The sequence below is a fragment of the Neobacillus solisequens genome (assembly GCF_051233465.1).
Lineage (GTDB): Bacteria > Bacillota > Bacilli > Bacillales > Cytobacillaceae > Neobacillus.
The window spans coordinates 49,891-63,815 of sequence record NZ_JBKFGJ010000003.1; the positions used below are offsets into that span (position 1 = coordinate 49,891).

12 protein-coding genes are annotated in these 13,925 nt (G+C 37.6%); 11 read left to right on the forward strand and 1 reads right to left on the reverse strand.

The annotated features are described in order from the left end of the window. Positions 1 to 7 precede the first annotated feature (7 nt). From ACI3K6_RS04465 to ACI3K6_RS04480, 4 genes are all read left to right on the forward strand, one after another. A complete protein-coding gene (locus ACI3K6_RS04465; RefSeq protein WP_435553907.1) occupies positions 8 to 1,072 on the forward strand; it encodes a 3-methyl-2-oxobutanoate dehydrogenase subunit VorB in 1,065 nt (354 codons plus the stop codon). Continuing rightward, complete coding sequence (locus ACI3K6_RS04470) at positions 1,069 to 1,824, forward strand: thiamine pyrophosphate-dependent enzyme (RefSeq protein ID WP_435553908.1); 756 nt, start codon at positions 1,069 to 1,071, stop codon at positions 1,822 to 1,824. Before ACI3K6_RS04465 ends, ACI3K6_RS04470 begins: the two co-directional genes overlap by 4 nt. Continuing rightward, positions 1,821 to 2,378 carry a 2-oxoacid:acceptor oxidoreductase family protein gene (locus ACI3K6_RS04475; protein WP_435553909.1) on the forward strand — a complete coding sequence of 186 codons (558 nt, stop codon included), beginning with the start codon at positions 1,821 to 1,823 and terminating at the stop codon, positions 2,376 to 2,378. Before ACI3K6_RS04470 ends, ACI3K6_RS04475 begins: the two co-directional genes overlap by 4 nt. Before the next feature lie 121 nt (positions 2,379 to 2,499). Continuing rightward, positions 2,500 to 2,841 (forward strand): cupin domain-containing protein, encoded by a 342-nt coding sequence (locus ACI3K6_RS04480; RefSeq protein WP_435553910.1) that lies wholly within the window; start codon positions 2,500 to 2,502, stop codon positions 2,839 to 2,841. 520 nt (positions 2,842 to 3,361) lie between these two features. Here ACI3K6_RS04480 and ACI3K6_RS04485 read toward each other — a convergent pair. Then, positions 3,362 to 5,536, reverse strand: coding sequence for an MMPL family transporter (locus ACI3K6_RS04485; protein WP_435553911.1), 2,175 nt, complete (start codon positions 5,534 to 5,536; stop codon positions 3,362 to 3,364). A gap of 198 nt (positions 5,537 to 5,734) precedes the next feature. Between ACI3K6_RS04485 and ACI3K6_RS04490 the strand changes: the two genes are divergently transcribed. The 7 genes from ACI3K6_RS04490 to ACI3K6_RS04520 all read left to right on the forward strand — a co-directional run bounded on the left by ACI3K6_RS04490 (position 5,735) and on the right by ACI3K6_RS04520 (position 13,909). Beyond that, on the forward strand, positions 5,735 to 6,679 hold the full coding sequence (locus tag ACI3K6_RS04490) for a sugar-binding transcriptional regulator (protein ID WP_335476821.1): 945 nt from the start codon (positions 5,735 to 5,737) through the stop codon (positions 6,677 to 6,679). Between the two features lie 144 nt (positions 6,680 to 6,823). Then, on the forward strand, positions 6,824 to 7,498 hold the full coding sequence (gene deoC / locus ACI3K6_RS04495; RefSeq protein WP_335476820.1) for a deoxyribose-phosphate aldolase: 675 nt from the start codon (positions 6,824 to 6,826) through the stop codon (positions 7,496 to 7,498). Between the two features lie 24 nt (positions 7,499 to 7,522). Beyond that, positions 7,523 to 7,693, forward strand: a complete 171-nt coding sequence (locus ACI3K6_RS04500) for a XapX domain-containing protein (RefSeq protein WP_335476819.1) — start codon at positions 7,523 to 7,525, stop codon at positions 7,691 to 7,693. 149 nt (positions 7,694 to 7,842) lie between these two features. Further along, positions 7,843 to 8,235: a response regulator transcription factor gene (locus ACI3K6_RS04505; RefSeq protein ID WP_435553912.1), complete on the forward strand. Its 393-nt coding sequence runs from the start codon at positions 7,843 to 7,845 to the stop codon at positions 8,233 to 8,235. Next, positions 8,236 to 9,273: a HEAT repeat domain-containing protein gene (locus ACI3K6_RS04510; RefSeq protein WP_435553913.1), complete on the forward strand. Its 1,038-nt coding sequence runs from the start codon at positions 8,236 to 8,238 to the stop codon at positions 9,271 to 9,273. A 2-nt stretch (positions 9,274 to 9,275) separates the two neighbouring features. Further along, complete coding sequence (locus tag ACI3K6_RS04515) at positions 9,276 to 10,688, forward strand: glycosyltransferase family 2 protein (RefSeq protein ID WP_435553914.1); 1,413 nt, start codon at positions 9,276 to 9,278, stop codon at positions 10,686 to 10,688. Further along, positions 10,685 to 13,909 carry a hypothetical protein gene (locus ACI3K6_RS04520; RefSeq protein ID WP_435553915.1) on the forward strand — a complete coding sequence of 1,075 codons (3,225 nt, stop codon included), beginning with the start codon at positions 10,685 to 10,687 and terminating at the stop codon, positions 13,907 to 13,909. Before ACI3K6_RS04515 ends, ACI3K6_RS04520 begins: the two co-directional genes overlap by 4 nt. Positions 13,910 to 13,925: the final 16 nt, after the last annotated feature.

The window sequence follows — 13,925 nt, forward strand, 5'->3', positions numbered from 1 at the left end:
TATTCTAATGGGCAAAGTGTTAATGAAAGGCAATGAAGTAATCGCAGAAGCGGCAGTTCATGCTGGCTGCAAGTATTTTTTTGGATACCCGATTACTCCGCAAAGTGAATTAGTCGCATACATGGCAAGAAGACTTCCAGAGGTTGGCGGGCTCTTTTTGCAGGCAGAAAGTGAAATTGCAGCAATAAATATGGTTTATGGAGCATCTTCTGCAGGCGCAAGAGTGATGACATCTTCTTCAAGCCCCGGTTTCAGCTTAAAGCAGGAAGGGATTTCTTATTTAGTAGGTTCAGAGCTTCCAGCCGTTATCTGTAATATTGTTCGAGGCGGCCCCGGCTTAGGAAATATCCAGCCGGCACAATCAGACTATTTCCAAGTAACCAAAGGCGGTGGACATGGGGATTATCACATACCAGTCCTAGCACCTGCCAGTTTACAAGAAATTGTTGAACTTACCCAAGATGCCTTTGATATAGCTGATCAATATCGAACCCCAGTAATTTTAATGGGGGATGGTATGCTGGGACAGATGATGGAGCCTGTCGAATTTACTGTTCGCTCTGAAAAGCCAGTATGCAGTAAAGAGTGGGCAACCAGCGGGACTCGAGGTGATGGGGGACCGAAAATTATTACTTCCTTAGAGTTAGATGCCGAGGGTCTTGAGAAGCGAAATTGGAATTTACAGCAGAAGTTTGCTGTGATGAAGAAAAATGAAGTCCGTTATGAAACATACCTAGTTGAAGATGCCGACTATATTATAGTTGCTTTTGGAACAGTAGCAAGGATTTCCATGAATGCTATTAACAGGGCTAGGAAAGAAGGCATAAAAGCAGGCCTAATCAGACCGATTTCATTATGGCCATTCCCTGAAAAGCCGTTCATCGAAACGAGAGATCAGGTTATCAGCTATATTTCAGTTGAAATGAGTGCAGGACAAATGATTGAGGATGTCCGCTTGGCTGTCAACGGTCATGCCCCAGTTGATTTCTTTGGACGAACTGGCGGAGTGGTCCCAACTCAAGAGGAGATTTTTCAGAAAATCATGGTGGTTGCCGGGGGTGTTACCGTATGACAATGAAAACGGTATTTGAAAAAACAAGCGGACTTACCGATAAGCCAACACATTATTGCCCTGGATGCACTCATGGAGTGATCCATCGTCTTGTTGGTGAAGTGTTAGAGGAAATGGGCATTCTCGAGGATACAGTCGGTGTGGCTTCGGTAGGCTGCTCAGTGTTATCGTATGAGTATTTTAACTGTGATATGACACAAGCAGCGCATGGGCGGGCCCCGGCCGTAGCAACAGGGGTAAAACGAGTCTTACCGGACCGATTTGTATTTACTTATCAAGGTGACGGGGATCTTGCCTCTATTGGGATCAGTGAGGTAATCCATGCTGCAGCTAGGGGAGAAAATATTACCGTTATTTTTGTTAACAATGCAATCTATGGAATGACCGGCGGCCAAATGGCACCCACGACCTTAATCGGTCAAAAAACTGCCACGACTCCATTCGGGAGGGATGTTCAAATCCAGGGTTCTCCTATTAAAGTTTGCGAAATGATTTCAACGTTAGATGGAGCAGCCTATATTGAACGGGTTTCCACCCATGATGTTCCTCATATACAAAAGGCAAAGAGAGCAATCCGAAAGGCATTTGAAACTCAGAAAAAAGGGGGAGGCTTCTCGATGGTTGAGATATTATCCACCTGTCCAACTAACTGGGGGCTTAATCCTACTGAGTCATTGGAATGGGTAAAAGATAATATGGTTCCGGTTTATCCTCTTGGTGTATATAAAAATAAAGAGGGGGAGAAGGAATGATGCTAGAAGAAATCATCATTGCCGGATTTGGTGGACAGGGTGTTATGTCAATGGGGCAGCTAATTGCCTATGCCGGAATGCTGGAAGGAAAAGGTGTCTCTTGGCTTCCATCATATGGACCAGAACAACGGGGCGGTACGGCCAACTGTGCTGTGGTGATCAGTGATGAACCGGTGTCTTCTCCATTAGTGACAAATCCGACAACGGCTATTGTGCTTAATAATCCATCATTTGATAAATTTGAGCCACGCGTTCATGCCGGCGGTCTCCTTATCATAAATTCATCATTAGTGATGAGAGTAACGGAACGAACAGATATTAATGTAATCGAAATTCCAGCTACAGATTTAGCCAACGATCTTGGAAACTCTCGTGTGGCCAATATGATTTTATTAGGGGGCTTCCTAGAACAAACCAAAATTGTCACGACTGATTCGATTATTGAATCCTTAAAAAAAGTCCTTTCTGAAGATAAACATCATCTAATTGACGTAAACAAACAAGCCTTACATAAAGGTTCATCCTTTATTGGGGCAAGACCAATTCTAACGTAAGGTCCGCCATCAATGGCGGGCTTTTCTTTTAGTTGGGGCATACTACTTATGATATGGCTTACTTAGTTGAAAATGATTTTCAATTAATATGAAAGTAAGATTTTTTATAGGAGGTAGTATAATGGAAAAGAATTCTGTAAAAGCATATATGGAGTATAGTGAAGAGAAATTTACCAAACGAATTATTTACAAAAAAGGGGAAACCACCGCATTTGTGTTGAACTTTTTACCTGGCCAAAAACTCCCAACTCATAAGCATCCCGGAACAGAAGTGTACTTATATGTTTTGACTGGAAATGGAACATTAATCATTGACGGAACAGAGACAGAAGTTGCTGAAGCAGATTTAATTCATGTTAATAGTGAAGAAGAGATGTCCTTTCTTAACAGTGGCAGCGAACCACTTAGTCTTTATGTAGTTTTAAGTAAGATTCCTAGCGAGCTTTATGCGAAGAATGTTTAATCTAGGTAATTGATATTTTTGGAAGTACCAATCGGAAACAGGTTGAGGGTTCTTATAAACCCGAAATGGTGAAGAAATTTGGAAAAAAGGTCAGATAAAGTGGTTCTATATGCCCGAAATCTTGAAAACGGGTTGGAAAAATGTCAGATAGAGGATTTCTATATTATTGAAATCTTGAAAGTGACCGCAAAATGGGCAGATAGACTGGTTCTATATTCCTGAAAAAGCGCCACCGAAGCAAAAAGTGGAACGTAAAGAGGTTCTACATTCCCGAAAAAAAGCCACCGAAGCAAAAAGTGGAACGTAGACAGGTTCTACATTCCTGAAAAAAAGCCACCGAAGCAAAAAGTGGAACGTAGACAGGTTCTACATTCCCGAAAAAAAGCCACCGGAGAAAAAGTGGAACGTAGAGAGATTCTACTTCCTAAAAAAGAGCCTCAGAGGAAACCTGTATCATTAAGTAAAGGACTATATGTTCGAAATACCAAAAATCAACACAGTAAAAAAGCCAGCTCATATATTATGCTGGCTTTTTTCGATGTTTGATTTCCTGTGTATTTTTCAAGCCAAAGAACCACCAATTCCAGTCGCCCAACAATTTCATCAGGGCGGGAACAAGTACCATTCTGACAATTGTGGCATCAATAAATATTGCCACAGCAATACCGACTCCAAGTTGCTTTATTGGCATGACACCAGTAAAAGCAAATGCACCAGTAACGACAATCATAATGGCCGCGGCAGATGTAATAATTTTACTGGTCTTTGTCAATCCTTCAATGGTGGCCAAGCTATTATTACCTGTTTCTAAGTAGTGTTCCTGAATCCGTGAAATGAGAAAAACTTCATAATCCATGGAAAGTCCGAAAACAAGTGTAAATACAAAGACTGGAAGAATCAGTCCAATATTGACAGGTTTAATCCCAAAGTGCCCCAATTGAAAAATCCACACGACAATGCCAAAGGTACAACCCAAGCTAAGAATATTCATTAAAATGGCTTTAAGTGGGATGAGAACAGAACGGAAGGCAGCCATCAAAATAATGAGAGTGGATACAACAATTAATAGTAAGCCATATGGTGTCTTTTTTATGATCTCAGAAAAAATTTCTTGTTCAAACTTGATGGATCCGCCAAAGCTTGCTTTCATTCCTAAATCCTTCTTGGACCAGTCACTGACCCATTGTCGTGCTTTTGATGAATGGCCGTCAGCTTTTAGGAATACATCAAGCCGCATTTTGTTTTCTCTTATATAATGTTCTAACAACGGGGCAACCTTGTCTTGATCACCATATGTGGTCAGCTGAACGAATTGGTCCGCTCCTTCCATACCAGTTGCAGAAAACGGGGAATCCACGTAGGAAACCAACTTGTCCCTTTCTAATTGTTGGATGACATGAATTGCCTGTTCAAGGTTGGTTTTCTTTGCCATTTCGCCAACTGATTGTAAAACAATCGTTACCTTTTTTTCATCCCTTCTATCCTTTGCTTCAAATTGATCTTTGAAGGTTTTCAAAGCGATGCGGGAAGGGTAGTTGGGGGGCAAAGAATCTGTACCTGGAATGGCTAATATCATTTGTTTCACAGGGCTAAGACCTATCAAAAGGATGATCAATGCCGAAGCAGACATGATGACAGGGCGCCTCATGACCAGTTCGGCAAACCTGTGCCATAAATTGTTTTTCTGATCTGAGAGCTGAACGAAACTAAATTTATTAATGTTTTTACCTAATAGTGCAAGCAACGCCGGCAAAAAGGTTAATGCACAAAGAGCAGATAGGAATACAACAGTCATCCCACCTAGAGCAACATTTTGAAATATATCAATTTGAATAAACCATAGGCCGGATAAACCAATAAACACGCAAAGAGCCGAAAAGATTATCGAACGCCCGGCGGTCGCAACCGTAATTTTAATGGCATTCAGGATGGAATTCGTTTTTATCTCCTCTTTATAGCGATTAATAAATAACAAAGCAAAATCAATGCTTAAGGCAAGCCCAATCATTGGAACGATATTTAAAATGAATATGGTTAAATCAAGTTTGTAGCTAAAAAAGTAGACAATTCCCATTGTGGTAAGAATGGAGACGACCCCGATCACAAGGGGCAGGGCAGCGGCAACAAGCCCGCCAAATGCCAGTATCAGAACAATTAAAGCGATCGGAAGACCAATCATCTCTGCTTTAGCCAAATCTTGCTGACTGGCTGAATTAAGATCCTTTACGATAATGGGTTCCCCTGTCAACGTAACCGTAAACCCATCTCGATTGTGAAGCCTTTTTTTTAGCTCAGTAATTTCTTCTGAGAGGCTTTCCGACTTTTTATCAAAGGTTATCAAACCGTATGCAAAGTTGCCCTTCATCATTCCATTTTGTGGTGATGGTGTAATGATTTGTTTTGCCTGATCAAATCCATCAATGCGGTTAAAGGTTTGATTGATAAATGTATGAAAGTCACTTGAACTGGCTGACTTTTCTTTTTCGAATAAAAGGATGATGGTTGATTTGGGTTGATTGAAATTTCTTTCAAGCACTTGCCTTGTTAGATTATACTGACCTCTATATTCGAAACCATTGCCACTTAACACTGTCGGCAAATGTAACGCAAAATATCCCAATATAACGATGAAGAACAACCAAATACCAACTACCCATTTCCGGTACTGGAAAAGTAATATCCCAAATTTCTGCAAATGCTCTCCTCCTTTAGCACCTTTATAGTTTTAGTATACAAAGAATGTAATCCTTTTTTATTGGCTTTTAATGGCTAAAATGAAAACATTTATGGTTATATTTCCCCGTAAAAAATCCAATCATGTAATATGCAAAATTGTTCAATGGATATTTTACAAATGTAAATTCTTATTATAAAATTGTTTTGGGTGAGGACATTGGATCGTGAAAAACTAGGTAAGGTTATAGAAGCCGCTAAATTGTATTATTTGCTTGATTATAATCAAAATGAAATTGCTAAGATTCTTGGAGTTTCTAGGCCAACTGTATCCCGGCTTTTGCAGCAGGCAAAAAGTGACGGTATAGTCCAAATTAATATTATGGACCCAACCGAGGATAGTAGTGATCTGGAGACAAAGCTGGAACAAAAATTTCATTTAAAAAAGGCAATTGTTGCCTCAATTCCGCAATACGAGAACCATTTCATAAAAAATTATCTTGGTGAAAAAGCGGCGTTGTACCTTCATGAAATTGTTAAAGATGAGGACATTATCGGGGTAACGTGGGGAACGACTATTTATCACGTAGCTGTTGAATTAAAGCAGAAATTACTTAAAAACGTAAAAGTTGTTCAATTAAAAGGCGGGGTTAGCCACTCGGAAACAAATACGTATATCTCTGAGATTTTGTACCTGTTTGGAAAGGCCTTTAATACGACTCCACATCATCTTCCATTGCCTGCCATAGTTGATCATGTAGTTGTGAAGCAAGCAATGGAGGCTGATCGACATATTCGCAAAGTTTTGGAATTAGGAAAACAAGCAAATATTGCTTTATTTACGATTGGAACAGTCAATACAGATTCTTTACTATTTCAATTAGGCTATTTTTCAGAAAGTGATATTGAATCATTAGAAGGAAATGCAGTGGGTGACATTTGTTCTAGGTTTTTTGATCATAATGGGAATATTTGTAACACGAGTTTGGATGAACGAACACTTGGGATTAACTTAGCCGAATTAAAAAATAAAGAACAGTCGATCCTTGTGGCAGGCGGACCGCACAAAATTGCTGGTATTTATGGTGCACTTAAAGGTGGTTACGCTAATGTCCTCGTGACGGATCAATTTACAGCACAATTTTTACTAGATAAGCAAGACTAAATGGCTCTTTATCGTTATTTAGTCTTTTTTTGATCACATTTTTTTACTTTTGTTCATAATGTTATTTACAAATGTTCAATGACTTTGTTATAGTTACTTTGGATAAACTATCGTAAAGTTCATTAAATATAGGGGGAAAATATTATGAATCAAGATATCGCAAAAATGATTGATCATACATTGTTAAAAGCGGATGCTACTAAAGAACAAATTGTAAAATTGGCAGAAGAGGCCAAGGAGTATACCTTTGCATCAGTTTGTGTGAATCCTACATGGGTGAAAACAGCAGCCGAAGCACTTGCAGATAAACCAGAAGTAAAGGTATGTACGGTAATAGGTTTTCCTCTTGGAGCATCAACCACTGAGACAAAAGCGTTCGAAACGAAGAATGCCATTGAAAATGGCGCTGGTGAAATTGATATGGTCATTAATATTGGTGCCCTTAAAGATAAGCAAGATGACCTCGTTGAACAAGATATCCGTGCTGTAGTCGAAGAATCAAAGGGAAAAGCACTAGTTAAAGTCATTATTGAAACTTGTCTGTTAACAGATGAGGAAAAGATCCGTGCTTGCCGCCTATCCGTTAAAGCGGGAGCAGATTTTGTTAAAACCTCAACTGGATTTTCAACTGGCGGTGCCACTGTTGAAGATATCCGTTTGATGAGAGAAACAGTTGGACCTGAGATCGGTGTAAAAGCCTCCGGCGGTGTACGAAGCAGAGAAGATGCTTTAGCCATGATTGAAGCAGGAGCAACACGCATTGGGGCAAGCTCTGGTATTGCCATTTGCAAAGGCGAGATATCACAAAGCAATTACTAATTAACTTACAGTGAGGAATCGACTATGAAAGAAGTCTTTTTGGCATTAATAGCAGGATTAATTGTAGGAATGTTATTCAAATTTCTAAAGCTGCCATTACCGGCACCACCGGTTTTTTCAGCAGTTGTCGGTGTATTTGGAGTATATTTTGGCGGTGTTCTTCTAGACTGGTTTTTAAAATTAATAAATCATTAACAATTTTTGGGCTATTCGTAATCGAATAGTCTTTTTTTTATATTGATAATTTTTTTAAAATAATTATAATTTTAGTTTATATACTACTAATCATTTCATATAATAGACTTTTACTGTAAATTTTTTATGAAAGAATGGAGTAAAATCATATGATATTAAATATTTCTATTATTGATGATGACAGCTTTATACGGTCGACCTTAAAAAGAATTATCGAATTAATCAATTTGGATCCCTGGGAAATTTACATTACTGAATTTGAAAATGGGTTCCAGTTTTTTGATTTAAAGCAATTAGATAAACCAGGAAAGCACTTTGTGATTGTAGATGGAACAATGCCGATGATGGACGGAATTGAAGTATTAAAAAAAATTAAAAATATCAAAGAGGATACGACGATAATGATGCTTTCAGAGAGAAAAAGTGAAGGAAATATCGAAAAAGCAATGAAGCTTGGTGCCAGTGAATATATAACAAAGCCTTTTAGTATAAAAGGGATTAAAGCAACCATCGAGCAAATAGTACAAAGGATTGAAAAATAAATGTTTAAAAATGAATTGCTCTTTCTGTCCATTCTCACCGTTTCAAGTTTAAGTACTTTAATTTTTTTACTATTGTACTTAATTTTAAGAAAAATGATTGTTAATAGGAAAAGAGCTAAGATTAATGAATTGAAGGAAAAATATAATCCAGTTCTTTTTAATGTTTTGACAAATGGAGGAAACTTTAGTGGATTAACTTCAACTACTCATCTTCAATTAATAGCTATTGAAGAATTGCTAAGTAAATATTCCAAAATTACGGAGGGAATAGAAGAAAAGGAACAGTTAGCTAACATTGCTGAATATTTTCTATCTGATTATTTCCGAAGGCAGCTTAAAAGTAAACGATGGAGTATTCGAATGAATATGCTGCATCAAATAGAGGATTTATATATGGTTTCCTTTTTAAAAGATATCTCTATCTTCATTAATAAGAAAAGGCAGACGCATGATGAGCTCGTACAAGCATTAAGAGTTCTTGCATCTTTTGATTATCCGGAACTCCTTGAATTATTAACATCAAAGTTCTCGAATTTATCTGAATATGAGTATCGAAATATACTGATACGGGCATCCTCTCAACAATTTAATCAGTTTGTTCTTCATTTTCATAGAAGTAGTAAACCCTTAAAACGGGCTATTTTAGAGGTTATTTCAATTAAAAAAGAGAAAAGGTATATAGTTTTTTTGGAGGATATTTTCTCAAAATATGATGGTGAGGTAAAATTGAGGGCACTCAAAGCAATAGCGAATATCGGTTATGTCCAATATGTGGATCCGTTCTTAGAACTTTTATACTCACCCAAATGGGAAGAAAGAATGGTATCTGTAAAATTAATTGGGCAGATACAGGAGGAAAAAGGTATTCCGAGACTATTGGAACTATTGCAAGATCCATCTTGGTGGGTCCGATCTCAGGCTGGACAGGCCATTAGTAGATTTACACAGGGTAAAGAATTATTGGAACAGGTACTACTTACATCACAGGATCCATTCGCAAAGGATATGGCCTTTGAATGGCTGAATAAAGGAGAATAGCAATGCATTTTATACAATGGGGAGAGATTGTTAAGGCATTTGCATGGTTTATCGCTGTTTACATGGTAATTGTCATTATCTTTTATTCTGTCATATTATTGATCTCAATCTTTCAACTACGCAAAAAATATCATCTTGACCGTGATCAAATTTATGAAGATTATTTAGAAGATATCTATACAAAACCAGTTTCCATTCTTGTTCCCGCTTACAATGAAGAGGCGGGGATTATCCAGAGTGTCCGGTCCTTATTAAGTATTAATTATCCAACGTTTGAAGTAGTTGTCATTAATGATGGTTCGACTGATGGAACATTGGAAAAAATGATTGAACATTATGATATGAAAGAAATAAATAGGGTAGTAAGAAAACAATTGGATGCTAAACCAATCAAAAAAATATATCAATCCACTATTCTTACAAATCTCTTTTTAATCGATAAAGAAAATGGCGGGAAAGCAGATGCTCTTAATGTAGGTCTGAATTTTTCTCATTATCCCTACTTTTGTTCACTAGATGGGGATTCTGTATTGGAACAGGACGCGTTTTTAAAAGTGATGAAACCCATTATCGATTCAAATGAAGAAGTGATAGCATCCGGTGGCAGTGTAAGGATAGCAAATGGCTGTCAAATTCAAAATGGATACATTAATAAAATTGGATTGTCCCATAATCCCATTGTTATTATGCAAATAATCGAATATTTGCGCGCCTTTTTAATGGGACGGATTGGCTTAAGCAGGCATAATCTTCTTCTGATCATTTCAGGTGCTTTTGGTGTTTTCTCAAAGCATTGGGTTATGGAAGCTGGTGGTTATAAAGTGGATACCGTAGGGGAAGATATGGAACTTGTAGTAAGAATGCACCGATTGTTAAAAGAGAAAAAATTAAAGAAAAAAATTGTTTATGTACCAGATCCTGTATGTTGGACTGAAGTGCCTGAGGATATAAAATTTTTACGTAGACAAAGACGCCGCTGGCATCGGGGATTGTTCGAAAGTCTGTGGGCACATAGGAAAATCACCTTTAACCCAAAATATGGTTCCATTGGTATGCTCGCGTTTCCTTATTTTTGGATTGTAGAATTTTTTGGACCAATCATTGAGTTGGCTGGTTATATCTTTATGGTACTATGCCTCCTTTTTGGGGGAATCTATATTGAATTTGCAATTTTATTATTCTTACTGTCGTGTATTTATGGATCGATATTTTCGATGTCGGCTGTCCTTCTTGAAGAATGGAGTTTAACTAAATATCCGAAGGTATCTGATCTTATAAAGTTATTCCTATATTCTCTAACAGAAACCATTTGGTTCAGACCGATGACTGTATTGTGGCGTTGTGAGGGGGTTTGGCAAATTGTTACAGGAGAAACAAGTTGGGGAGAAATGAAGAGAAAAGGTGTATCCGAATGAAAAAAAGGGTTTTCTTGATAATATATGTAATTTTATTCTTAATTCTTATTGTAAGTCCATTTTGGTTATGGGCTATTCAACCATCAAAACAGTTAAATGTGTTGATCTTAGATAAAACAGTTCCAAATGAAACATTTCGGGAGCATAAAGGGTTAGTTTGGGTTTTAAACAACTCTAAATATTTGCTACATGGCAATCGCTATTCCAGCGTATCCGACTATAAAGGGTTTTATCCTGAATCAGGAAATAAGTACAAAATAGTTCCCCTACCTAAGAATTTAAAAAACTATGATGTATTTTATTTAACAGATCAATATGGAGTGTATAAAAAAGATTTTAATGGAATAAACCCTACTGGGAAACGATCAGAAAAAATTTATGGTGGGCTAACAGCTGAGGAAGCTGAACGTTTAGAAACGACACTTATTCAGTCTAAGAATAAGAAAACGTTAATTGCCGAATTTAATACATTTGCCAGTCCAACAGAGGAAGTGGTGAAAGATAAAATTTCAAACCTTTTAAATGTGGAATGGACGGGATGGACCGGTCGTTATTTCTCAGACCTAAATAGTAATGAAGTGCCTGAATGGGTTAAACGAAATTATAAGAAGCAGCAAAAAAAGTGGTCTTTTAAAGGTGAGGGTTTTGTTTTTGTTAGTAAGAATAATTATATCGTCGCTGTGGAGAAAAAGGATGTTCGTAAAAGTGGCCTTCTCTTTAATTTGACGAAAAAAGGAAAAGCTCATTTTGAAAATGAATTTACAGGGACATATCAATATTGGTTCGACATTGTTGAACCAAGAGATACAAATGAGGTTTTAGCGTCTTATAAACTTCCGATATCAGAAACTGCAAAAAAGCGGCTTGAGGCCTATGGAATTCCTGACAAATTTCCTGCTGTTATTTATCATCAAAATGCCAAATACTCGTCTTATTACTTTTCTGGGGATTATGCAGATGAACCTGACATTCCTAATATCTACCAGACAAAGGGGATTGATCTTTGGAAGAGATATTTTGGAGAAAAAGATTCGTTTTACTGGACAGCCTATGTGCCAATGATGAAGGATATCTTGAAAAATGGTCTCCATCAGCAATTCCCGCAGGAAAAAATTGAATTAACGAAACAAGCAGGAATTACTACCAATAGTAAAACTGGAGATTCTTTTATTCAAATTAAAAAGAATGGTAAGTGGGAGAACTTTTTAATTAAAGGGGTAAATATGGGGATCGGGAAACCAGGATATTTTCCAGGTGAAACCGCTATTTCAAAAGATGAGTATTTTCGCTGGTTTAAAGAAATCGGCGCAATGAATGCGAATGCGATAAGAGTGTATACACTCCATCCACCTGAGTTTTATGAGGCCTTGTATAAATATAATCAAATTGCCAAAAAGCCTTTGTATCTGTTCCATGGAACATGGGTAAACGAGGAGAATCTTATCCATACCCAGGATGCCTTTGAACAGGTAAATACTGATGATGCAAAATTAGAAATTAAAAATATGATTGATATCATCCATGGAAACGCAAATCTTCCAAAACGCCCTGGGCATGCTTCAGGAACTTATAAATATGATATTTCAAAATATGTGATTGGGATGCTTATAGGTACTGAGTGGGACCCTAGCATGGTTAGCAATACAAATGAAAAGCATCGTAATGTAAAACAATATAATGGGGTATACTTCCAAACAAATAATGCACAACCTTTTGAAATTTGGTTAGCAGGTCTATTGGATTATGCTGCAAAATATGAAGTAGACAACTATCAATGGCAGCATACCCTAAGTTTCACAAACTGGGTAACCACAGATCTATTAAAACACCCGGCTGAACCGCTTGAAACGGAAGACTTAGTCTCAGTGAATCCTAACCATATCACTCCAACAGGAGAATTAAAGGCTGGTTATTTTGCCTCCTATCACATATATCCATATTATCCTGATTTTTTGAATTATGAAAAGAAGTATCTTGACTATGTGGATCATTTTGGAGAGAAAAACAATTATGCAGGGTATCTGCATGAACTTAAGAGCTCGCATCATATGCCTGTTATCGTTGCCGAGTTTGGTGTCCCTTCATCTAGAGGATTGACCCATAAAAATGTGTATGGAATGAATCAGGGCTTTCATTCAGAAACGGAGCAAGGACATATCGATCAGAAATTATTCCGCTCTATTGTTTCAGAGGGTTATGCTGGGGGTCTGGTGTTCACGTGGCAGGATGAGTGGTTTAAACGTACATGGAATACGATGGATTTTGATAATCCCGATCGCCGTCCATATTGGAACAATCAACAGACAAATGAACAGCATTTTGGTTTGCTTAGCTTTGAACCGGCCAATAAAGAAACAAAAATCATCGTGGACGGGAATATGACTGATTGGGATCTTGCAGGAGTAAAAAAAGGTTACACAACAAAATCAACTAAGGATCCTTTAAAGGAAGTCAGGATGACGTCTGATAGCGGGTACTTCTATTTCCTTTTAAAATTTAATCGCCCTATTGATTTCCAAAAACAGGGGACCTTTTTATTGCTGGATACTATCGCCAATCAAGGTCAAACGTCGATTTCAATGTCTGAAAACGCAAAGGTGAACACAAATTTTGGAGTGGACTTCTTGGTGAAGCTCAACGGTCCAAGGGAATCTCGGATCATGGTGGACAGTTATTACGATACCTTCTATTACCAATATGCCCAGCTCCTAAATATGATAAAGAAAGAACCAAATGTAAATCAAAAGAATAATGGAGTTTTTCATCCTATTCGACTTGCCTTAAATAAGGAATTAACCATTCCATCTACGAACACGAAAATTCCATTTGAAGAGTATGAAACTGGGATATTGAAATTTGGAAATGACAATCCTGATCATAAGGATTTCAATTCATTAACAGATGTAAGCATCAGCAACGATCATACAGTCATGGAGGGTCGGATTCCGTGGCAATTGCTTAATTTTAGAGATCCAAGTTTAAAAGAAGTAATGGGGGATATCTGGAAAACAGGATTGACCGAAGGCGTATCAACGGATGGTATTAGGGTAGCAGTTGTTACAACTTCCCAAGCTGGAGTAGAATCCACCCTTCCAACTCAAAGGAACAGCCAAATTGTTCAAAATGATGCTTATTTGTATCGCTGGGAAGAATGGAATGAACCGTCATATTACGAACGCTTGAAGCAATCCTACTATTTAATGAAGGAAACTTATCGTTAATAAAAGAAAACTCGCC